Annotated in this window: 21 protein-coding genes; 11 read left to right on the top strand and 10 right to left on the bottom strand. The window is 59.4% G+C overall.

What is annotated here, in order from left to right:
* Positions 1 to 3 precede the first annotated feature (3 nt).
* The 10 genes from dnaJ (at position 4) to ABIT76_04775 (ending at position 10,072) form a co-directional block, all read left to right on the top strand.
* The gene (dnaJ, locus tag ABIT76_04820) at positions 4 to 1,158 is read left to right on the top strand and encodes a molecular chaperone DnaJ (GenBank protein MEO7932464.1); all 1,155 of its coding nucleotides are present in this window, start codon (positions 4 to 6) and stop codon (positions 1,156 to 1,158) included.
* Positions 1,159 to 1,267: 109 nt separating this feature from the next.
* Positions 1,268 to 1,798 (top strand): 50S ribosomal protein L9, encoded by a 531-nt coding sequence (gene rplI / locus ABIT76_04815; GenBank protein ID MEO7932463.1) that lies wholly within the window; start codon positions 1,268 to 1,270, stop codon positions 1,796 to 1,798.
* 33 nt (positions 1,799 to 1,831) lie between these two features.
* Positions 1,832 to 3,271, top strand: a complete 1,440-nt coding sequence (dnaB, locus tag ABIT76_04810) for a replicative DNA helicase (GenBank protein MEO7932462.1) — start codon at positions 1,832 to 1,834, stop codon at positions 3,269 to 3,271.
* Between the two features lie 87 nt (positions 3,272 to 3,358).
* A complete protein-coding gene (locus ABIT76_04805) occupies positions 3,359 to 5,836 on the top strand; it encodes a DNA translocase FtsK (protein ID MEO7932461.1) in 2,478 nt (825 codons plus the stop codon).
* A 196-nt stretch (positions 5,837 to 6,032) separates the two neighbouring features.
* The gene (locus ABIT76_04800) at positions 6,033 to 6,674 is read left to right on the top strand and encodes a helix-turn-helix domain-containing protein (GenBank protein MEO7932460.1); all 642 of its coding nucleotides are present in this window, start codon (positions 6,033 to 6,035) and stop codon (positions 6,672 to 6,674) included.
* Between the two features lie 4 nt (positions 6,675 to 6,678).
* The gene (locus ABIT76_04795; GenBank protein MEO7932459.1) at positions 6,679 to 7,254 is read left to right on the top strand and encodes a hypothetical protein; all 576 of its coding nucleotides are present in this window, start codon (positions 6,679 to 6,681) and stop codon (positions 7,252 to 7,254) included.
* Between the two features lie 558 nt (positions 7,255 to 7,812).
* On the top strand, positions 7,813 to 8,790 hold the full coding sequence (locus ABIT76_04790) for a hypothetical protein (GenBank protein ID MEO7932458.1): 978 nt from the start codon (positions 7,813 to 7,815) through the stop codon (positions 8,788 to 8,790).
* A 22-nt stretch (positions 8,791 to 8,812) separates the two neighbouring features.
* Positions 8,813 to 9,196, top strand: coding sequence for a hypothetical protein (locus ABIT76_04785; protein ID MEO7932457.1), 384 nt, complete (start codon positions 8,813 to 8,815; stop codon positions 9,194 to 9,196).
* A gap of 136 nt (positions 9,197 to 9,332) precedes the next feature.
* Entirely contained in the window at positions 9,333 to 9,671 is a 339-nt protein-coding gene (locus ABIT76_04780) for a hypothetical protein (protein MEO7932456.1), read from the top strand.
* On the top strand, positions 9,668 to 10,072 hold the full coding sequence (locus ABIT76_04775) for a hypothetical protein (protein ID MEO7932455.1): 405 nt from the start codon (positions 9,668 to 9,670) through the stop codon (positions 10,070 to 10,072). The genes ABIT76_04780 and ABIT76_04775 overlap by 4 nt, the downstream gene beginning before the upstream one ends.
* 277 nt (positions 10,073 to 10,349) lie before the next feature.
* Here the strand turns inward: ABIT76_04775 and ABIT76_04770 are convergent, their stop codons facing one another.
* The 10 genes from ABIT76_04770 to ABIT76_04725 all read right to left on the bottom strand — a co-directional run bounded on the left by ABIT76_04770 (position 10,350) and on the right by ABIT76_04725 (position 20,729).
* Positions 10,350 to 11,558, bottom strand: coding sequence for a WcaI family glycosyltransferase (locus ABIT76_04770; protein ID MEO7932454.1), 1,209 nt, complete (start codon positions 11,556 to 11,558; stop codon positions 10,350 to 10,352).
* A gap of 29 nt (positions 11,559 to 11,587) precedes the next feature.
* The gene (locus ABIT76_04765) at positions 11,588 to 12,904 is read right to left on the bottom strand and encodes a hypothetical protein (protein MEO7932453.1); all 1,317 of its coding nucleotides are present in this window, start codon (positions 12,902 to 12,904) and stop codon (positions 11,588 to 11,590) included.
* A gap of 108 nt (positions 12,905 to 13,012) precedes the next feature.
* Positions 13,013 to 14,347, bottom strand: a complete 1,335-nt coding sequence (locus tag ABIT76_04760) for a response regulator (protein ID MEO7932452.1) — start codon at positions 14,345 to 14,347, stop codon at positions 13,013 to 13,015.
* A gap of 128 nt (positions 14,348 to 14,475) precedes the next feature.
* Positions 14,476 to 14,940, bottom strand: a complete 465-nt coding sequence (locus ABIT76_04755) for an acetolactate synthase (GenBank protein ID MEO7932451.1) — start codon at positions 14,938 to 14,940, stop codon at positions 14,476 to 14,478.
* Between the two features lie 2 nt (positions 14,941 to 14,942).
* Positions 14,943 to 15,380, bottom strand: coding sequence for a hypothetical protein (locus ABIT76_04750; GenBank protein ID MEO7932450.1), 438 nt, complete (start codon positions 15,378 to 15,380; stop codon positions 14,943 to 14,945).
* A complete protein-coding gene (locus ABIT76_04745; GenBank protein MEO7932449.1) occupies positions 15,377 to 16,231 on the bottom strand; it encodes a hypothetical protein in 855 nt (284 codons plus the stop codon). The genes ABIT76_04750 and ABIT76_04745 overlap by 4 nt, the downstream gene beginning before the upstream one ends.
* A gap of 56 nt (positions 16,232 to 16,287) precedes the next feature.
* Positions 16,288 to 16,935 (bottom strand): outer membrane lipoprotein carrier protein LolA, encoded by a 648-nt coding sequence (locus ABIT76_04740; protein MEO7932448.1) that lies wholly within the window; start codon positions 16,933 to 16,935, stop codon positions 16,288 to 16,290.
* Complete coding sequence (locus ABIT76_04735) at positions 16,883 to 17,812, bottom strand: lysophospholipid acyltransferase family protein (protein ID MEO7932447.1); 930 nt, start codon at positions 17,810 to 17,812, stop codon at positions 16,883 to 16,885. Before ABIT76_04735 ends, ABIT76_04740 begins: the two co-directional genes overlap by 53 nt.
* Positions 17,793 to 20,273 (bottom strand): MMPL family transporter, encoded by a 2,481-nt coding sequence (locus ABIT76_04730; protein MEO7932446.1) that lies wholly within the window; start codon positions 20,271 to 20,273, stop codon positions 17,793 to 17,795. The genes ABIT76_04735 and ABIT76_04730 overlap by 20 nt, the downstream gene beginning before the upstream one ends.
* Before the next feature lie 3 nt (positions 20,274 to 20,276).
* On the bottom strand, positions 20,277 to 20,729 hold the full coding sequence (locus tag ABIT76_04725) for a hypothetical protein (GenBank protein ID MEO7932445.1): 453 nt from the start codon (positions 20,727 to 20,729) through the stop codon (positions 20,277 to 20,279).
* Between the two features lie 77 nt (positions 20,730 to 20,806).
* On the opposite strand from ABIT76_04725, the gene ABIT76_04720 reads away from it, so the two are divergent.
* Entirely contained in the window at positions 20,807 to 21,916 is a 1,110-nt protein-coding gene (locus ABIT76_04720; protein MEO7932444.1) for an LptF/LptG family permease, read from the top strand.
* The last annotated feature ends 347 nt before the right edge of the window (positions 21,917 to 22,263 follow it).

The following is a 22,263-nucleotide window of genomic DNA, read 5'->3' as shown; positions in this document are numbered from 1 at the left end:
ATCATGGCCACCGTCAAACGCGACTATTACGAAATTCTCTCGGTCACCCGCACCGCCACCGGCGACGAGATCAAGCGCAGCTACCGCAAACTCGCGGTGCAGTTTCACCCTGATAAAAACCCCGGCGATCACACAGCCGAGGATAAATTTAAGGAGCTCGGGGAGGCCTACGACGTCCTCATGGACGACAACAAACGTGCCGCCTACGACCGTTACGGGCATCAGGCTTTTGCCGGTGGCAGCGCCGGTCCGGCGGGCGGCGGAATGCACGATCCGTTCGACATTTTCCGTGAAGTTTTCGGCCAGCAAGGCGGCGGTGGCGGCGGCATTTTCGATCAAATCTTTGGCCAGCAAGGCGGGCAGCGGCCCGACCGCGACGGACGCCAGCGCGGCAGCGACTTGCGTTACGATCTCCAGATTACATTGGAGGAGGCGGCGTTTGGCGTGGAGAAAGAAATCGAGATTGCCAAGCCCGACACCTGCGGCACTTGCACCGGAAGCGGAGCCGAGCCGGGCTCGAAAGTTTCCACCTGCTCGATGTGCCAGGGGCGCGGCCAGGTCATCAGCAGCCGGGGGTTTTTCCAAGTGTCCCAGACGTGCCCGAAATGTTCTGGGACCGGACGAACGATTGAGAAGCCCTGCAAAACCTGCCACGGCGAGGGCCGAGTCGAGAAGTCGAGTCGCATCAAACTCAAAATTCCCGCGGGCATCGACGACGGCGCGCGCCTGCGAAGTTCCCGCAACGGCGAGGCGGGTTTGCGCGGCGGCGAGGCGGGTGATCTTTACGTGGTGATCCACGTCAAGGAGCACGCGATTTTCCAACGCGACGAGGACAACCTGTATTGCGAACTCCCGATTTCCTTCACGACAGCGGCACTCGGCGGTGAATTGCAGGCCCCGACATTGGAAGGCAAGGCGACTCTGAAAATTCCCGCAGGCACCCAGAGCGGCACGCGTTTCAAGCTCCGTGACAAAGGCATCAAGGGCCTGCAATCGCGCGGCGCGGGCGACCTCATCGTGCAGGTCTTAGTGGAAGTCCCCTCGAAGCTGAACGCCGAGCAGCGTGAGAAACTGGCCGCGTTTGCCGAGGCGTGCGGCGATGAAAACAGCCCGATTCACCGGAGCTTTTTCGAGAAAGCGAAAGACTTCTTCCGGTAAGCGACACGCTTCTGGAAAAAGCCCGCACCTCCACCTTGACACTCCACAGATCGAGAGCTATATCTCCATCCCTTTTTCAAACCCGCAGCCTTTTACCTAGAACCACGTTATGTCCCTCACCGAAGTCATTCTCAAAGAAAACATCCAGCACCTCGGAGCCGAGGCCGACATCGTTAAAGTCAAACGTGGCTACGCCCGCAATTTCCTCCTTCCCCAAGGCAAGGCTTATGAGGTGACCAAGACCACTCTCCGCCAGATCAACAACCTCAAGGCCAAGCGTGCTGAGCGCGAAGCTCGCGAACTCAACGAAGCCGAGGACCTCGCCCGCCGCATCAACAAGCTGCGCCTGAATTTCATGCTCGAAACCGGCGCGACCGGCAAAGCCTTCGGTTCTGTGACTGCAAAAGATCTCGCCGACCGCCTCCTCGAGGAACTCGGCCAGGAAGTGGATCGTCACCGCATCCAATTGGAGCGTCCAATCAAGGAAACTGGCGATCTCGAAATCCAAATCAAGTTGCACCACGATGTGGTCGCAAAATTGAAGCTCACCATCAAGGCTCCCGAAGTCGTTGTGAAAGAAGAAGCTCCTGCCGACGAAGACGACGGCGGGCGCAAGCGTTACGTTCGCAAAGCGAAGTAATCCGCGATGCCTGAAGATTCTTCAGCGACTTTGTTGGCTGAGAATCCCACCGCAAGGAAAGCGAAGGGAACCGCGCAAAGCAGCGGCGGAAGTTATTCACAAAAACCGGAGTCTTATTTACCGGATACTCACCGTCCTGTCCCGCACAGCCTCGATGCCGAGCTGGGCGTGCTCTGTTCCATCTTCCTGAATCCCAAGGAAGTGCTCGACGAATGCGTGCTGCGTTTGTCTCCGGGGCATTTCCACATTCCGGCGCACACCACGATGTTCGAGCTGCTGCTCGACATGCAAAAACGCTTCGTCGAGATCGACGCCATCACGATCACCCAGCTTCTGCGTGATCGGAAACTCCTCGATCAAGTTGGTGGTGTGCCGTTTCTGAACCGGCTCTTTGAGTTCGTTCCGACTGCGGCCAACGTCTCCTACTACATCGAGATCGTCCGGGAAAAACACATCCTGCGGCAGATCATCAACACCTGCACCGAGTGCGTCGCGCAGTCTTACGATCAACAAGGCGAGGTCGCCACATTGCTTGATGAAGTGGAGCGCAAGGTTTTTGCCATCACCGAGGAGCGCGTGAAACAGAAGCTGCCCTCGATGAAGGACAACGTCATGCTCGCCATCGAGTCGATCGAGAAGCTTTTCGAGAGTCGCGGACAAATCACCGGGCTGGCCACCGGGTTCGCCGATATCGACCGCATGACCGACGGTTTGCACGGGTCGGAAATGATCGTCGTCGCCGCGCGCCCGAGCATGGGCAAGACCGCGTTTGCCATGAACATCGCCGAGCACGTTGCGGTGCATGAGCAAAAAGCCGTCGCCGTTTTCAGTCTGGAAATGAGCAGCGCGCAACTCACCCAGCGTCTCCTCGGCTCCATGGCGCGCGTCAATTTGCGCAACATGCGCGACGGTTTTCTGAGTCCGCGCGACTTCCCCGCCCTGATGGACGCCGGCTCGAAACTCTCTCAGGCCCAGATGTTTATCGACGACAGCTCGAGTTTGAGCGTATTGGAACTCGCCGCCAAATCGCGCCGGCTCAAGGCGCAGCACGACATCCAGTTGATCGTCATCGATTACCTCCAGCTCCTGCGTTCCACCAGCCGCCGGGCGCAGGACAATCGGCAGCTCGAAATTTCAGAAATCTCCAATGGCCTCAAGGCGCTCGCCAAGGAATTGAACATTCCGGTCGTCGTTCTTGCGCAGCTCAACCGCGAATCTGAGAAACGCAAAGGCAACAAGCCCATGCTCAGCGATTTGCGCGAATCCGGTTCCATCGAGCAGGATGCCGACGTCGTCTGTCTGCTCATGCGCAGCGAATATTACGCCGACGGCGATGAGGATAAAAAAGAGAAGGAAGGCATGGCCGAACTCATCATTGCCAAGCAGCGTAACGGCCCGGTCGGCGAGGTGCCGCTGACCTTCCTCAAAGAATTCACCCGCTTCGAGACCCGCGCTCGCGAGAAGGAAGAATAACCCCGGCCCAGACCGCCGCATTTTCCCTTCGGCGAGGCACCTTCCCTGTTGAACGTCCGACGGGACAGGTTACAATCGCATCCGCCCATGCCTCCTGCCGCCAAAGCTGTCAAAACCTCGCGTCCCCGTCATTGGAATGAAGTCCTCGGGCTCACTTTGGTCGTGCTCGGCGTGGCTTATTTCATGGCACTGGTCTCCTACACGCCGCGCGACGTGCCGACCTGGGTCTGGTTTAACACCGCATCGCCGCCCAACAACCCCGCGCAAAACTTCGTCGGACCCGTCGGAGCCGTCATCGCCGGCTTCAGTTATCTCTGCATCGGCGCGGCTTCCTACCTGGTCGCGGCGCTGCTCCTCGGCTACGGCGGAGTCAAACTCGCCCTCGGCTCCCCCCTCCTCCGCCGCCTGCCCTGGGTCGTCGTCTTCATCGTCAGCGGCGCGTGCCTCGCCCAAATGCAGCCATGGTTTTTGCAAAGCTGGGCGCGCGAGTTCAATAACGATGGCCCCGGCGGCACCATCGGCTACCACCTTGGGACCCGCCTCCTCGAGAAACTCCTCGGCGGCCCCGGCTCGGCCATGCTCGTGCTCGGCGTTTACCTCGTCAGCCTCGTCCTTGCGACCGGCATCCGGCCCATTCACCTGCTCATCGCCACGATTTCCTGGATCAAGAGCGCCATTATTCAAGCCTTCGAATCCGCCGAGGAACGCCGTCTCCAGCACGCCTCCGAGGCCGAGCGGCACGAAGCTGAGTTGCATCGCCTGGAAAAAGAACAGCGCCGCCTCGAAAAAGACCTCCGCAAAAAAGGTGTCCCCAACGATCTGATCGTCGGCGTCCCGCTGGAGCCCGCCCCGTTTCGTCCGCCGCCGAAGGTCACCGACACCTCGGTGCCCCTGCCGAGCGCGGCCAAACCCAAGCTCGAAAAGAAGGAGCAGGCCCTGCTCAACGCCTCGGCGGATGGCGCGTTCGACAACTACCAGAAGCCCGATTTTGAGTTGCTCGACGAAAGGGATTTTACCGGCCACAGCGAGGCGAACCACGAGGAACTCCTCGAAATCCAGCGGACTTTGATCGAAACCTTGGCCCATTTCGGCATAGCCGCGAGTCCGGGCGACATCACGAAGGGCCCCACGATCACCCGCTACGAAGTCTATCCGGCGAAAGGCGTCCGCGTGGATCGCATCGCCAGCCTCGAGGCCGACATCCAGCGCGCCACCCGCGCCGAGCGGATCAATATTCTCGCCCCGATCCCCGGCAAAGACACCGTCGGCATTGAAATCGCCAACTCGAAAAAGGTCAAAGTCACCCTGCGCGAGATCCTCGAATCCGAGGATTGGGCCAACACCAAGGCGCGCATCCCCATCGCGCTCGGCAAGGACGTTTACGGCAAAACCATCATCGCCGATCTCGCTGCCATGCCGCATTGCCTCGTCGCCGGAACCACCGGTTCGGGCAAATCCGTCTGCATCAACGCCGTCATCGCCAGCATTCTCTATAAGTTCACGCCCGACGAACTCCGCTTCATCATGATCGATCCGAAAGTGGTCGAGATGCAGATTTATAACACCCTGCCGCACCTCGTCGTCCCGGTCGTTACCGATCCGAAAAAAGTCCTCCTCGCCCTCCGTTGGGTCATCAACGAAATGGAGAACCGCTACCAGATGTTTGCCAAACTCGGCGTGCGCAACATCGCCAGCTTCAACGCCCGACCGCTCCCCAAAACGCAGGCCGAGTTGGATGCCGATCGTGCGGCGGAAGACGCCGAGAACGAGAAATTCCCCGACGACTCCGACGAACTCACGCCCGACGATTTCATCTCCGATGCTGTCCTCGAAAACGCTGCCGTGGTGGCCCAGCCCGAGCTTCCGAAAATGTCCGTCGCCCGCGATGATGACCTCATCATTCCGAATCGGCTGCCCTACATCGTCGTCATCGTGGACGAGCTCGCCGACCTCATGCAGACCGCCCCGGCGGATGTCGAGAGCGGCATCGCCCGCATCACGCAAAAGGCGCGCGCGGCCGGCATTCACATGATCATCGCCACGCAGACCCCGCGCGCCGACGTCATCACCGGTGTCATCAAAGCCAACGTCCCGTGCCGCATCGCATTCCAGGTCGCCTCGGGTCTCGACTCCCGCATTATCCTCGACGAAAAAGGCGCCGAACGCCTCCTCGGCCAGGGCGACATGCTCTACATGCCCCCGAGTTCCAGCCGACTCATCCGCTCCCAGGGCGTGCTCGTCACCGACGACGAAATCCAGAAACTCGTCGATTTCGTCTCCGCCCAAGCGCCGCCGTCCTTTGATGAGGCCGTCCAGCAAAAGATCGAAACCGGCGGCGACGAAGCAGAGGAAATCAGCGAGGAAGACGAGGAACTCGTTACCAAGTGCCTCGAAATCATCCGCCAGGAAAAGAAAGCCTCTACCTCCTTGCTCCAGCGCCGCCTGCGCCTCGGCTACACCCGCGCCGCCCGCATCGTCGATATCCTCGAAGACCGCGGCATCCTCGGCCCCGGCGAAGGCGCCAAACCCCGCGAAATCCTCGTGGACCTCGATAGCCTGGTTTGAAAAGAAACCTGAACGGAGTTAAACGACATCGCGCCTCCAATTTCCCCCACAGGCGCAAACTGGAAACCTGAAAGCTGAAGGAAGCAGGCTTTTCTCCCTTTAACCTTCCATATCCTTCACACCCAACACCGGCACTCCGCACGTTCCCTCTTCAGGTTTCAAGTTTCAGCTTTCAGGTTTCTCCTCTTCCTCCCCAATGACCGATTCTCCCGGCAAACGACTCCAGGCCGCCCGCGCCGCCCGCGACCTTTCCGTGGAAGACATCGTCAGCACCACCAAGATGCGGCCCTCCGTCATCCTCGCCCTCGAGGCCGACGACTACACCCAGTTCCCCAGCATCACCCACGCGCGCAACTTCCTCGCCCTCTACGGCAAACACCTGAAAGTGGACGTAAAAGACGGCCTCGCCCGCCTCACCACCCCGGCCAGGATCGGCATCGAAAACTACCAATACCTCAACGTCGAGCGCAGCGACGACACCAGCTTCCGCCCCCAGCGCCGCATGCACACCCACTCCGCCCCACGCGGCGGCGACCAGACCCTGCGCACCCTCGGCATCATCGGCGGCATCGTGCTTTTTTTGATGTTCGCCGTTTACCTCTCCGTCAACCTCCGCCGCCTCAACCTCGCCGGAGCCTCCTCCGCCGCCCCCGGTTCCCCGGGCAATCCCGCTGCCAGCCCCGCTGAATCGTCCCCCACTCCGCTCACCGCCCCGCCCCCGTTGCCCTCTTTAAACACCACGCGACCCACCCCTCCCGGCCCCAGCACCACCCCCTTCTACCCCCGAGTGCAGAAAGACCACCCCCTCATCCACACCCCTCCCCCGACTCCGTTCTAACCTTATGCGCACATCATTCATCGCATTTTTCCTGCTGGCCTTTGCCGCGAGTGTCTCTGCGCAACAACGCGATTACCCTCGTGATTTATTTGGCACTGCTCAGCCTGTAACGGGTGCGACACCGTTCCCTGACTACGATCCGTTGCGACTCAATCAGCTCTACAGTAAGCGCCATGAAATCGAGTTGCAGATGTTCGACATCATCAATGAAGCGGCGGTGCGTCACGATCCGAAGTTGAAGCAGTCGCTCGATCTCTACGAAAAAACCTTGGGATACGTTCCGCTTTTGGCCGTCGCCCACTACAAATATGTTTTTGGCGACAAGTCCCAGCTCGACTGGCTTTTGGCCGAGGACAAGAAGAGAGGCATTGGTCGAGATAGCCTGATCATCACCGTTTTTGGATACATGGACGAGTGGGACAAAACCATCCGTTGGATGAAACAGAACGTAGAATACAACGATCAATATGAAGGCGGCGGCGCTTCCGGCGAGGTCGTCGCGCAAGCGATCGAGATTCGAAAGCGGCTATATGGAGCCAAACGATTTGAGAAAGCTTGGAAAGCCGCCAAGACTAAATGAGGCCAACCCTCTACGACCGCTCATCGCGCGTAAAGTGATGGACGAAAATAAATCGCCAGAATAACTGGACGGGGTTCTTTGTTCCCGCTTGTATTACGGTTCAATGGCACCCAGCACGGCAACGGCAGAGGGAAAGCGGCACTCAATTGCACTGGCAATGGGTCTGTGGCAGGGTCGGCAACGGGTTTTGCGGGGAAAATGTGGCGATTATCGCTCACTGGAGCTGCCGGAGGTGAGCAGGAAGATCCAGTATCGCCTTGACTCCCTGCCGATAACGCTGCCGGATGTCCCGCAGCCCAATTCCTCTCTGCCGATAGCACTCCCGGATGTCCGGCGGGCCGATTCCTCTCTAGTGATGGCGATGCCGGATGTCCGGCAGCACTGTTCCTCTCTTCCCACTGCGATGCGGGACGTCCGGCAACCCTCTTCCTCTCTGCCGACTGCCATGCCGGATGTCCGGCGGGCCACTTCCTCCCTGTCGACCACCGCGCCCTGCCTCCCGCAGTTGAGTTTCATTCTGCTCAGTCCACGCAAGTCCAACCACACACGTTAAATACCATGTCCACATCACCATCGAAATACGCCGAAAACCAATTCGACTCCGCCACCGTCAATAGCCTGTCGCTCATGAGCGAACTGATCGATTCCACCCTGCCTCGCATCACCGCCGCTGCCCTGCTCCACCCCGCACTCGCCCCGGCCCAGGCCGCCATCGCTGCCGTGGCCACCAGTTGGAGCGCAGGCGAGACCCTGGCAGTGAATACGTTTGCCGCCCAAGTCGGCGCGACCTTCGCCTTTACCGATCGCCTCGACAGCCTCACCCGCAAGCCCGATGCCGACACGAATAGCCCGCTGGAAACTTGGGACACCACCATTCGCGGCGCAGTCGCCTACAATGGCCCTACTTACAAAGAACTCCTGCCGCACGGTCGCGACACGCTCACGATTGGCACCACCGAGGATCGCCTCGACGCCCTGCGCGATTTCGGCGTCCGCCTTTCCCAGCAAACCGCCAAGCCCGCGCTCGTCGCCCTCGGCGTCACCGTTACCTCGTGGTCCGACTCCGCCCGCGCCCTGCGCACCTCGCAGACCACGAAAATGACCGCCGCCGACAACGCGCAAAACGCCATGGAACCCCTCCGCGTCGCCGCCGCTGCCGCCCTCTACGGCATGGTCGGCCTCGGCATGTCCGTCTTCCAGGGCGACCCCGCTCAAGTGGATACTTTATTCGACATCAACGTGCTGCGTTCCCCCGTGCAACCCGTTCCTGCCGCCCCGGCCACGACCGTCTGGAACCCCACTGCCCGCACCCTCTCCACCGGTGCCCTGCCCGAGAGTGCCACCCGGCTCGAAGCCTGGCGTCTCGGCGAAGGCGGAGCCAATGAATTGATCGCCCTCGGCACCCGCGAAGAGACGAGTGTGACCATTCCCGCGACAATCACCTTCCAACCCGGCCAGACCTATCAACTCTGGCTCCAAGCCAGAAACGCCACCGGCAGCAGCACCCCCAGCCCCGTGCAGGTGTGGACGGCGTAGGCTTTCGTCTATAAGATGTTAGATGCACGACCACCTCGAATACCTACTGCGTTGCATTCGCGACGACCCGCAAGATGGCGACACACCGACCCGTTACGAGGCTGCCGGAGAACTTGAGGTGTGTTTCGACGACATTGCGAAGCGAAGCGACGCGGACGACATGCTTACTGAGCTTGCTGCCGCGGTGACGCAACTTTTCTTGGCCAGCGATGAGTCTGTGCAGCGTGCTATCGAGACAGGATTTTTGGAGCATGTTCTTGAGCAGCCGAAGCTGCGCCGATTCTTTGCACATTGGGAAGGCGACGACCGGTTACGCGAGGCTTGGGATTGTGCATTGGCTTGGGGCGAAGCTCATCCTAACTTCACGAAGGGATTACGTGATGAGTTGCAACGCGAAAGCATCTAACCATGCGATGGAGCGAACGGCGGACCGCTGCGCGCTCCACTTTTGAGATGACTTCCACACGAACACTCCGAGCGAGACGCGCCCTCGTCCGCCGTCGCTCATCTTGTTCTCGTTAGGCGACTAGCGTATTCACTGCATGAACCTTTCAGACCAAATTTTTTACTGGGCCGTGACTTGCGCCGATCTTGGATTCCGTATTGCTATCTGCATTGTATCTCTCGTTGCGGCCCGTCGTTCTTCGTTCAGACTCGTCTTCTACATGTTCGCGGTCGCCGCTGGTCTTTCAGTTCTTGGCACGGTGCTTGCCTTGCTATTCATTCCGCACGTCTTAGCGACTAAGTTACAGCCCGGGGAGCTCTATCGCGCTATCATCGTGCTGCAACCCCTTCTCTCAGTCGTGAGTCGTATTCTGTCTGGCATCGCCTTCTTTATGCTTGTTCGTCGTGTGCTTAAGCTTCCAACCAGCTCAACATGACCAGCTTCGGCAAATCGGATTTCCTACACAGCAGCCTCTTTGCAGCTGGAGCAATCGTTCTCGGGTTCTTCATCACGAGACTGCCGGAGAGCTGGTTCGCTGACAACGCGCTCTGGTTGTGGCTAGGATACACGGTGATCCTGTTCGGTGTATTGTCACTGCTCTCGGCGCTGCCGGTCTCACGCGCTTGGCTGCACTATTTCGCCTGCTTGGGACGATCACTGCTGGTGTTCGCTTTTCCAGTCTTCATCTTGCTCGGTTTCGACTTCTGGTTGCGCCCATACGAACGAACCGAGATTTGGGAAGGCGTACTTTTGTGGCTTGCCCTTCCAGCAGTTTGCGGCGCGCTAGTGTTCACCTTCAGTTTCTGGTTGCGAGTGCTTGCGGTGCGCCGCATCTAACCAGCGATGCAGCGAACCGCGCCCCGCTCCGATGCGTAGCTTTCGTGTAATTAGTTTCCCCTCGTTCCCAAACTCCTGTTTGGGAATGCCAGTGTCCGCGAAACTCCGTTTCGTTCGGGTGAAGGTTTAGTGTCAGCATCTTGAGCCTTCACGGAAACATAGTTTCCTGAGCAAGTGCGTTCCCAAACTGGAGTTTGGGAACGAGGTGCACTTTCCTCAGAAGGCATTCTTTTCTTCCTTGGTGTCTTGGCGGTTCATTCTCTTCCCCGTTGCGGAGTTAGTCGATCAGGGTGCGCTCGAAGTCGGCTAACACTTTGGCGTGATCGAAGCGGGTGACGTAGGTGTGGCCGTTGCGCTGGTAGGTTTCGAGTTGCAATGGATTGGCGGCGAAGTCTTCGAGGACTTGCGCGAGGGCGGCGGCGTTGCCGGGCGCGATGTTCGTTCCAAACTGCCCCTCGGCGACGGCGGTGGCGAGGGCGCTGTCGCTGTCGGCGACGCTGATGACGGCCCGGCGGTAGGCGAGCGTGGGCAGGAGTTTGCTGGGCAGAAAGGCGTTGCCGGAGCCCGCTTGTTGCGTAATGAGGCAGGCACCGGCGGTCTGGAGCATGGCGCGGTAGGTGTCGTCGTCGAGCAGGGGGAGGAGTCGGATGTTAGTCAGCCGCAAGCGGGCGATTTCTTCTTCCAATAACGCCCGGCGCGCGCCGTCGCCGCAGATGACGATCTGGATGTTAGGATTGGTTAGAAGCACAGCGGCGGCGGGGAGGATTTCTAGGCCTTGCTTGACGCCGAGGTTGCCGGAGTAGATGGCTAGAAATGCATCGGAGTCGAATCCGTATCGGGCGCGGAAATCGACGGACGACAGGCGGGCGGCCCCACTCACGTCGAAGCCGTTGGGAAGCAGGGCGATCTTTTCCGGCGGCACTCCTTTTCTAACAAACGCGTCAATCATACCCTGGCCGATGCCGCTGACTTTGCTGGCGTGCCGGTAGGCGAGAGCTTCCAGCTTGTAGAGCAACTGGGTGAAGAGTCCGGGCCGGAGCATGTTCAGGCCGACGGCGGCGTCGGGCTGCAAGTCCTGCACGTGGAAGTGGTAGCGATTGCCGCGCAGCGAGGTTAGCAACCACGCGGCGGCTCCTAACAAGAGTGGCGGCGAGACGACGACAACGACATCGGATTTCCGCAGGAGCAGGGCGCGCAGGAAGGAGGTGGCGACGAAGGTGCCCTCGTGCAGGATGCGTTTGGCGGCGGAGACTTTGCGCGGGACGTAGTGCCAGCAGCGGTGGACGCGCACTCCATTAAGCCAATCGGCGCGATAGAGGCATCCGCGATCCTCGGGGCGTTTTTCCCATTGCGGGTAGTAGGCGAAACTGGTGACCATCTCGACGTCGTGTCCGCGCGCGTGGAGAAACTCGCAGAGCGCGACGTTGCAGGGCGCGATGCCGGTGACTTCAGGTGCGTAGTTGATTCCCCAGACGATGATTCTCATTGGAAGGTTAGCAGGAAGTTAGGAACGAGTTAGATCGCGATGTTAGGAAGAGGATGCGCGGCGGCATTTTTCATTTCACCGACGCGGCGGTGGGCCAGGGCGAAATTGATGGCAATGCCGGGGATGTTTCCGAGTAATCCCATCCAGAGCACGCCTCCGACGGTGGAAACGGGCAGCAGCCAGATGAGCAAGGCTTGGGTGAGGATGGAGGCCGGAATGTAGAGCCACGGAGCCACGATCCAGCCTCGGGCGGAGTTCAGGCTCCAGAGGTTTCCTCCGATGACTCCTAACACGGAACCGGCGACCATCAGGAGAACTTCGTTTTGCAGATGCTGGTATTTGTTTCCTAATATCCAGAGGAGTTCCCTCGGGAAAAGCCAGGTTAAGCCGCACATGACAGCGCCCATGAGGAGGAATAGCCCGATGATTTGCAAGTAGCGCCGCCAGAGCAAATACGGCTCCTGGATGTGGGCGAAGCGCGGGTAAATGATGGTGCTCATGACGGAGCCGATGACGGCAAAAACGCGGGCCAGGGCGGACAGCGCGGCGACATCGGCGAGGTTGCTAACATTGCCGGTGAGCGAGATGAGGAAGATGGTGATCTGGCCGTAAATGCAGTAGTAGATCGAGCTGGGAAGCTGGCGTTTGATGAGGCTGATGAGGACTTTTTTATCCTCCACATTCACCGGCGCATCGGGATCGGCCAGCGGCGGCATCCAACGCCGCAAGTATTGCGCCTGGACGATGGAACCGCCGAGGTTGGCGAGGAGCGCGGTGAGGGTGGAGAGGCGGGTGAGCAGCGCGGCTCCGATGAGGCCGAGGCGCAGGAGTGCGATGCCGATGTTGAGTTTCTGCAGCCGAATCGCCTGCAAGTGGAGCTTGGGGATTTCCCCCAGAATCGAGGTGAGAATCTGGAAATACGTTCCGATGATGACGACGCAGGTGATCTCGAAGGTTTGCCACGGCGGGCAGCCATTGTGCCGCAGCAGATACCAGGTGAGCGGCGAGACGGCGGCCATGGTGAGGATGTTCAGCCGTCGCCGGATGTGAAACGCGGTGGCGATTAATTCCCCGAAGCGGTTGCGGTCGCGCCAGACTTTGCCGCCAATGGCGTAGATGCCCGCGCCCACGCCGTTGTCGGAGAGGAGGGTCATCATGCCGAGCATGCTGTTGGCCAGATTGTAGAAGGCGGCGTCTGCTTTCGAGAAATGGTGAAAGAGGAAGATGCCGATGAGGAATCCGATCCCCTGCACGACGATCTCGCCGGAGATGAAGCGCATGAGGAGCACCGTCCAGGTTCGCACGCGGGAGCGAAGGCTGGATGGTGGAGGGCTCGCGTCGGACATGGATGCGGGCAGACTATTTATGGGGATGTCTCTTTTGTCGATGCTGCGCAGGCGAATTGCAGACGGGAAAATCGACTCCTCGAAGGTTGGAATGGAAGTCGCCTCTAACTAGCGGGACTTTTTCGCGGAGGCGGAGCGTTTGAGGGGCGCGGGGATGAGCGAGGTCATCTTGGCCGCGGCTTTGGCGGGGACTTTGGTGGAAACCTTGGCCGTAACTTTTGGCGATATCTTCGCGGTGGTCTTCGGGGCCGTCTTTGCGGCAGGTTTGGGGGAAACTTTGGAAGTCACCTTCGGAGCGGGCGCGGTTTTTTTAGCGGCGACTTTGATCGTGGTCTTCGCTGCGGGTGCCTTGGCTGGCGCAACTTTGGCTGGCGCAATCTTCGCAGTGACTTTGGGTGCAATCACAGGAGCTGGAGGAGCGATCTTGCGAGTCGTGACCGGCTTCTGAGCCGGCTCGGACGCGACGATCTTGCGCGTAGTGACGGGCTTCGGAGTCGGCTGCGGGGCTGCCACAGGCGCGGCGATCTTGCGGGTAGTGACCGGCTTCGGAGCGTCGGCGGGCGTGAGGTGTTTGACGCGAATGATGTTTTCCGCCTGGCTGACTCTGCGAGTGATCTTGGGCTCCACGCCCTCGGACGGAGGAGCCGGGATGCGGCGGGTAACTTTGGCCGTGCTCGCCGCCGGCGCCTGCGGTTTGGACGGCATCACCGGGGCATTGGCGAGATGGGGAATGCGGCGGGTGACTTTGGTGGAACTGGCGGCAGGTTTCGCAGGTTCGGCGAGTTTTTCCTCGACCGAGGAAACGGCTTCGCCATTGCGCCCGAACCCGACCATCTTGAGCGCCTTGGAAACCATCGACGGCGTTTTTTCGTCCGCTGTAGGAGCGCCCATGGTGTCTGAAAGCCGCTCGATGACGGGCGTGGCCGACAAGGTGATGGGCCGGACTTTTTTAGGGAAACGCGACAGGATACCTTCGAGGGTGGCCTCCAGCTGCTGTAGGCGGAAGGGTTTCACCAAGATGGCCGAATGCGTCTTCTCGATGAAGGCATCGACGGTCGGATTCAACTGGTGGCCGGTGATGAAAACGAAGCGGTTGCAAAGCTCGGGCCGCGTCTTTTGCACGGCGAGATAGAACATGTCGCCGGGCAGCTTGGGCATCATCATGTCGCAAATCACGAGCTCGAAATTGGCTCGCATGACCTCTTTGAGACCATCGACCCCGTTGGCCACGGCCACGACTTGGTAACCCAGCGACTCGAGATATTCGCGCAGGATGAAGTTGGTTTGCGCCTCGTCCTCCAGCAGCAGCACGCGCTCGGAGTGCTCCATCGGCATCGGGATCGGAGCCCTGGCAGCCGTGTCCTCTGGCTCGCGGAGATGTGACGGTCGAGTCTGGTTGAAGCTGCGAACGATGTTGGTTCGAGGCAGGATGACTTTGGACATTATGGTGAGGTTGGTAAAATCTTGGACTCTAGAGGTTGGAAACTGTCCACGCCTTTACATAGCACCCGCCGTGCCCGGGCTGCATTTGAGTTCCATTCGATTCACCAGCCATGTTCCGGGGGAGGAATTTACCGGGAAATGTCGCCCTGGGTTAGGATTTTGAATCCCGCACCGCGCAAAACTGAGATGGCGCAGTCGTCATCGTCCGGATGAATGACAAGCGCCGAACGCTCATTGGGCCGCGTCATCACCGGGTAGCTGTAATGAATATTCACCTCGGCTTGGAGCAACGTCGCGAGCAATTTTCCCAGCTCGGTGCATTCGGTCATCTCCACCACCAGCACCTCGGTATGGCTGTGGGCGATGCCTTGCTGTGCAAAAAGTTCCTTCACCAGATCGGGGTCGCTCACGATCATGCGGACGATCGAGGAATCCGCCGAATCCTGCACGCTGAGGGCGACTATTTCGACGTGTTCGCGGCTGAGTAATTTTACCAGATCGAGTAGGGCACCCGCCCGGTTTTCCGCAAATACGGAGAAATGCTGCACCCGCGGCGCGGAAAGTTTTTCCAAGGTATCGTAGGATTTATCCATATCTATTTGTAAGCGTAAAGCAGGCAGGCCGTCGAGCTTTCCGAGCCGCCATCGACCACGGAAATTTTCACATAATAGGTGCCGCTGTAGGCCGCGGTGATGCCGGCGGCGGCGCGTGCTCCATCGACAAAGGGCTGAATCGGGAGGACTTTGCCGGTCTCGTCGTAGAGCGTGACTTCCATCTTTTTCACTGCGGGCGCGGTGGCGGTGCAAAACCAATAGCTGTTGCCAGCGTAAAGATTGACGGTGAAGACTTTCGACTCGCCCTTCTTGAGCTTGGCCGAGAAAAAGCCATCTCGGAGTTTGTAACCGTCGTTCGCGGAAAACGCGCCCGCCAGATCGAAGGCGGCGCTTCGGGCGGCCACCGTCTGATCGTCATCCGCCCGCAATGGCGATGCGGCCAGGGCCAGCGTCAGGATCAGGAAAAAAAAGCGGCTCATTTCGTGGGCGTGGTGATGATTGGCATGATCTCCGAGACGGCGGTGCGCAACGTCACCACCTCGACCTGGGTCGGGGTGTGATCGATGGGGTAAGAGGCCATGTCGTGTATGGCGAGGAGGCGTTTTTTCAATTCACGGATCAGCGTCTGCTCCTGCAAAGACTGGGGCAGTTGATCCATCTGCTTGTTCAGGTAATCGATGATCGCAGGCTGGCGCAGCAATTTCGCGTCGTCCGGATCGTAGTTTTGCGCCACGACGCTGCTCACGACTTCCGTACCACGCACCCAGCCGCCGAGATTCACGAGAATAACGAGATCCTGATCCTCCATGCTGGCCATGGCGGAGCGAACGTCGTTTTGAGTCGCTTCCAACTCCTCCTTGAGCGCGTTCCACTCGTTGTTTTCGGCGAAATCCGTGATGCTGTTGCCCCGTCCAAGCACGTTCTGACTCACCCCGAGTTGCTTCGCGAGGGCGATAATGTCCTTTCCGATATTTTTCACCTGGCGGCCATCCTGCGCCTCGACCGCGATGTAGCCGTCGGCAATCAAACCGCCGAGATTCAGGGCAATCTGGGCGCGATTCCCATAGGTCATCGTCAGCGGAGTTCGATAAAACAGCGTCCAGTTGGGGCGATTTCGCTTCCCGATGGCCGCGAAAAATTCCCCAGGCATCGGCAGCGTCAGATCATCGCTTTTCGACGCCTGATCCATGTCGGCCTTGGTCAGTGCCGCGACCTCGGGGACGACCAGCTTGTTCACCGCCTCGGCAGGCTCTGCCGGGGAAAACGACAACGTCCCGAGCAGGACACTGGCGGCGAGCAGGCAACGATGTTGGGAGAGGCTAAAACGCATGTTTCAAACGAAAGCGTGCCGTGTTGTTTATCGAGATTCCGAGGCGAGTTCCAGTGTTATTTGCCGAGCGGCGTGCTCACGTTCGCTCCAGCGGGCGGGGTAAAATCGAAGGTCGCCGCGGGAACGGGCTCGGTGCTCAGGTCGGTCAGCTCGGTCTTGATTTTCTCACCACGCGGAGAAACGGTCTGGACCGATTCGAGTTCCAATCCCTTGTTAAAACGCACCTCGAGTTGCGTCACCATCCGGCTGATCGCCCCCCGCTTTGGCACGAGCTGAATAGAGTAGCCGCTCGGAAGTGCCTCGGCCTGAATCGTGAAATCCTTATCCACCTGGGCGAAATCCAGCCCGGTCGTAAACGCCGAGATTCCCTGGCTGATGAATTTCTGTTTCTTCAAATCATACCGCTCCGCTTCCTGAAACGCCGGGTAATACATCCACAGCAATTCGCCGTTGCTCACGATCACGCTTTCCTTGCCCGCGCCGCGGCTTTCCTTGCGAAATTTATCTGGCGCGGCATACCACATTTTGCCCGTGCTGATGGACGGCCGGGCGAGAATGCCGCCGCTTTTTTCCTCGCGATAACTGGCTTGAATGAATGGCCTCGATTGACGGATCGCGGCGATTTTTTCCACGAGCGTTTTCGTGGCCGCGCTATCCAGAGGCTCGGCCTGCGCCAGACTCAGAAGCAGTCCAGACAGGAACAAAATTATACCATTGATCCGGATGAAGCCGGAGAAGCGAGGCGAAGAAATCGGCGATGCGTTGGGTGTTGACATGATGAGTTTGAGTTGGATCGGCGGCAGTGCTCATTTCGATGGGCGGATACGCGTGCGAGGCGTATTTCCCCATCGGCTGGGCAAAGACAAACGCGGGCAAAATAGTCGCTCCCGTGTGTTGCCACAGGAGCGATGCAGCGGGAGAAAACTGGGTCGTTTTCCCACACATTTCCACCGGCATTGCGTGGCCGCCATACGGACGATCCACCAGCAGGGCGACGATGCCATTTTTGCGCAGCGTCTGGACGATGGAGAGAAAGGCAAACCGGTCATCCCCGAGTGTGATCGTGTTGATGCCAAATTTCTGGCGATATTTTTCGCGCCATTCGCCCACATTGGCCACCGGCTCGGCCAGCGTGACGACGGTCACTGGAATGTGGCGCGCGGCGAGAAAAATCCCGCCCAATTCCCACGCGCCGAGATGACCCGTGATGAGCACCGTCCCCTTCCCGCACGCCTGCGCCGCCTGCAAATGCTCCAGGCCCGACCAGTCGCCCATGATGTCGGCGACCTCCTCCAGGCTGCCGTTCATGAAGACGATGTTGTCGGCGATCATCTCGATAAAATGAACAAAAACCCGCCGCCCAATCGCATCCAACTCCGGTCCAGTCGCACCGGTGACGGGCCGCAAATTTTCCAGCATGATCTCCCGTTGCGTGTCGCAAAGATCGTGGGCGAGATGGCCGATGAAGCGCGCAATCCCCAGCGTGACGAAGCGCGGCAAGAACGACGCCAGACGTTGCGCCGCCCGAAACGTGAGGGAGTTATACCACGGGTTGGGCCGGCTAGTTGCGCTTCCAGACATAGGCGGGCACGAGGAAAAACAGGGTGGCAAACAGGCTCCAGCCGACGCCGATGGCACAGAGCAATCCAAGTCCGCTCAGCGAGGGATTTTCCGCGAAACCGAGCGAACCGAAACCCGCAATGGAGGTAAGCGCACTGAGCAACACCGGCTTCAAAATACCCTTTAGCAGCGTCTGTGCATCGCCAGCCTGACGCGCCGCCAGCAGGACATAAATGCCATAGTCCACCCCGACTCCGAGGACGAGCGGAAAGGCGAGAATGTTGAACAAATTGAGCGGCAATCCGGCCATTTTGACCGTCGCCACCATCGCGCCGATGGAGAGGGTGATTGTGACCATAAGCAGAAAAATCGGGCGAAACCGATGGAAGAGAAAGATCAGCAGCAGGATGTTAAAGATCAGCATCGTCGAGGTGAGAATGACGAGTTTGCTCTGCGCCCAAGTGATGAGATCGGCGAGGGTAAACGTCCAGCCGGTGAGGTGCACGGGCACGCCGGGAGGCGTGACCAACTCCAAAAACGCCGCCTTTTCCGCTGGAGTGGAAATCTTATGCAGCGGCGTCAGATAAGCGCAGGCGAGATTCTTTTTGGAGCCGAAAAACTTGTCCAGAACGAACCACCAGCTTGAATTCGGCGGGAGCATTTCCTGGTAACTGAGCGCCGCCGGGCCGACCTTGGCGATGTTCTGCAACTGGTCGAGCGTGCGAAATCCTCTGGCGAATGCCTCGGGCGAAAAACCCTCTTTTTCCAGCGCCTGGGTGAGCGAACTGCGAATCGATTGGAAGTCGAGTCCGACCAGTTTCGCGGTGTTGATGCGAACATTGTCGGGCGACGAAACAAAGGCCGTCGGCGTGGTCACGCTCTTGATTTTTCCCCCGGCGAGCAGTTTCTGCCAATGGACTTCGGTCGCGGTCCAGCGACGGTGAAATTCTTTCGCGTCGGGCGCGTCAATGATGCCCAAAACGAGTTCGTCGCCGGTCGGGGACATCTTTTCCTGGATCTTCCGCAGCGCGTAACCAGCAGGAATGTTTTTCGGTTCGAGCGACTGCGGATTCGGCTCAATCTTGAGCGTGGCGATGGGCAGAACAGCGAAAATTGTCAGTCCCAAGAGCAGGACGAGGCAATACCAACCCACAGGCTGCGGACTGCGAAAAAGCGACCCCAGATAGCGATCCAACCCGACTGTGAGCAAGTCGCTGCGGACCGGACGATGGGCCGAGCCGATGAACAAAAAGAAGACCGTCATCATCAGTCCGGCCGCCAGCAAAATGCCGAACATGATCAGCAAGCCGAGTTGCGCAAAACCCTCGCAGCCGCTCAGCAGCAGCGCGCCGAAGCCGGCCCCGGTCGTCGCCGCTCCAAACAAAATACCGCGGCCGATTCGCTCGATGGCGGTTCCGATCGCCTCCTCATGAGTCGTCCCTAACTCGCGCGAATTTTGATAGGCACCGTAGAGCAACATTCCAAAATCGACCCCGAGTCCGATCAAAATCGAGCAGAAGCCGACCGTGATTCCATTCAAGGCGGGAAAGCAAAGCGAGCCTAGGGCGATGGCCAGAATGCAGCACAAAAAGAGCACGTGAATGATCGCGATCAGCGGTCGCACCCGGCGAAACCCGTAATAGAAAATCGCCGCCACCAATAGAATGGAGCCCAGCACGGTGGAAATAATATCGCGCTCCATGCCCTTCGACATCTGCGCCACGTAAGGCGTGCGACCTGTCACCACGATTTGCGGCGCGGGACCGTCCCAGGAACGGATGACACGCTGATGGAAGTCGTTCACCTTTTTCATCAGCTCGCGGCACTCAAACGGGCCGTCGCCGGGCTGATTCGTGAGCACCATCGCGAGATGCATCGTGCCGTCCGCCGAGACCAGCGGCTGGGCTTTTTCCATGGAAAAGGAACTCGCCAGCGGCTTCATCGCAGGGATCACGAGTCCGAGAGGGTCGAGTGTGAGTTGAATCTCGGCGCGAGGCGAACCGGACTCGATGGCCTGCCGTTGTTGCTGAAACCGGGTCGCCATCGCGGCGGGCTGAAGCTGGGCCAGAGCGGAATCAAACTCGTCCCCAGGCAGATTGAAGAGCAGCGGCAACGCGAGCGCCTGGACCTCCTCCATGCCGTTGGCTTTTTCCATCGGCGACCGGTCGAGGAAACGGGTGACCCATGGTTCTTTCCCGAGCATGGTCGAGAAATGTTCGGCAAAAGCCTCCAAATCGACCTTCCCCGTTTCGTCCAATAGACCGAAAGTCAGCTCACGATTTTTGCTGAATTGTCCGCTGTAAACTTTCAGCGACTCAACTGTGTCAAAGCCGGACGGGAGCAGGTTCAGGATCTCCGTGTCGAAGCGGAGTTTGAGCGCCATCGTGGTCAGCGCCAAGACAATGACAACGGCCAGACTGATCAACCACGCGCGGCGGCGATGAACGATGGAATGCGCGATGGCGCGACTCGGGGACGACATCGATTAAGGCTGGAGCCGGAATTGAATGCCGGGACCGCTGGCCGCTGGCTGTGGTGCGCCGGGGTTTTCCAGCGCGGCGGTGGTTTCGCGATACCAGCCGGTGAGATGGCTCGGGGCTTTATCCACCGGTCCATGGAACGGCCAGTGGGCGAGCGGTCCGGAGGCCCAGCCCTCGGTGCCGGCGCGGTCGAGTTTGAGCAGCATGGCCCCGGCTTTGCTTACTTCCATGGAGTATTCGCGGGCGTTTTTGGCCCGGATCGTGACGTCGGCGACGATGGTGCGCCGGGTGTCGGAGTAGCGCACCTGGCCACCGATCGACTTCCATTTCAACCCCGGTGTGGGCGTCGGGTCCGGCTTGGGCAGGAGCGCGGCGCAGGAGGTGAGAAAGAGGAGCGCCGACAGGCAGAAAGGCCGCAGGATGGGGTTCAGACTCGACCGGAAATTCTCGTCTCGCATGTGGCTGGTGATGTAACAGCGGACCAATCTTCTTGCAAACGATTCCCGCCCGAATCATCGTTTGCGCCCCGGCCCTGATGAAACTTCTCCACCGCTACGTTGTCCGCCAAGTTCTCGTGACTTTTTTGATCGCGGTGACGGTCCTCAGCGGCATCTTTATCCTCGGCTCGATCATGACCAAGGTGCTTGATTTATTGGTCAATCACGACTTTCCGCTCATCTTCGTCGCGCGTTTCATCGCCTACATCGTGCCGTTTTCGCTGATGTACACCATCCCGTGGGCGTTCCTGACGACCGTCCTGCTCGTCTATGGACGGCTCTCGGCGGAGAACGAACTCATCGCCATGCGCGCCTGCGGAGTGAGCCTCGCCAGCATCTGCGCGCCGGTCGTCGGCACGGCGTTGCTGCTCTCGTTTTTCTGTTTCTGGATCAATACCACCGTCGCCCCGCGCGCCCAGCAGCAGATGAAGGAAACGCTGAAAGACGTGGCCACCAGCGACCCGCTGTCCCTCTTCGGCAGCGACCGGATTATCGACCAGTTTCCCGGACGCAAAATCTACGTCGGCCAGAAGGACGGCACGAAACTGCACAACATCCAGGTCTATGAGATCGACGACACCAACAAGCCCGTCCGCGTCGTTTCCGCCCGCGAGGGCAGCCTCGAACTCGACCTCGCCCAGCAGCGCGTGCTCATGCGGCTGAACAACGCCATCTACGAGGAACGCGACCAGACCGACCCCAATAACATTCACAAAATCCGCCAGGGCATCACCATGGAAGAGGGCGTGCTGCCCATTTCCCTCGCCCAACTTTACGAGCAAAACCAAAAGCGCCGCGGCCTCACCACCCTCACCCTCGACGAACTCAAGACCGCCCTCGACGGCCCCAACACTGTCGAGCGCCAGAGTGCCACCCTCACCGAGCTGAACAAACGCTACTCGCTCTCCCTCGGCTGCTTCGCCCTCGCCCTCGTCGGCATCCCGCTCGGCATCACCACCCACCGGCGCGAGACCTCCATCGGATTCGCCCTCAGCCTCGCCGTGGCGGTGACGTATTTCATCTTCATCATGATCGCCGACAACTCCCGCAACAACCCGGCGCTCTACCCCCAATGGCTCATCTGGTCGCCGAATTTCATCTTCATCACCCTCGGCACCTGGCTCTGCGCAAGAATGGCGCGGAATTAGGGTGTAACTAGACTGGAATTTTTCCTGTCGAAAAGTGAGCGGAGTTTCATCCGACTCCCCGAGGGTGACGCATGGAGGGCATTTGTCCTCAAATGCCTTTCAGCCGCACCCAGCATTTGGGGACAAATGCCCTCCAGCCACTCGGTCTTACAGCCAAGCAACGCGATCTCGCGTTCAAGCAACCGCCCGTTACCTCGAAGCAATTGGTCATTACGGCGCAGCAACCGCCCCTTACGTCCAAGCAATCGACTGTTACGTCCAAGCAATCGACTGTTACATCGAAGCAATTGACCGTTACACGCAAGCAATCGCTCGTTACGTCCAAGCAATTGACCGTTACAGCGAAG

The organism is Chthoniobacterales bacterium (assembly GCA_039930045.1).
Lineage (GTDB): Bacteria > Verrucomicrobiota > Verrucomicrobiia > Chthoniobacterales > DASVRZ01 > DASVRZ01.
Note: the sequence above shows the minus strand (reverse complement) of the source record. Positions and strands in the feature narration are given on the sequence as shown.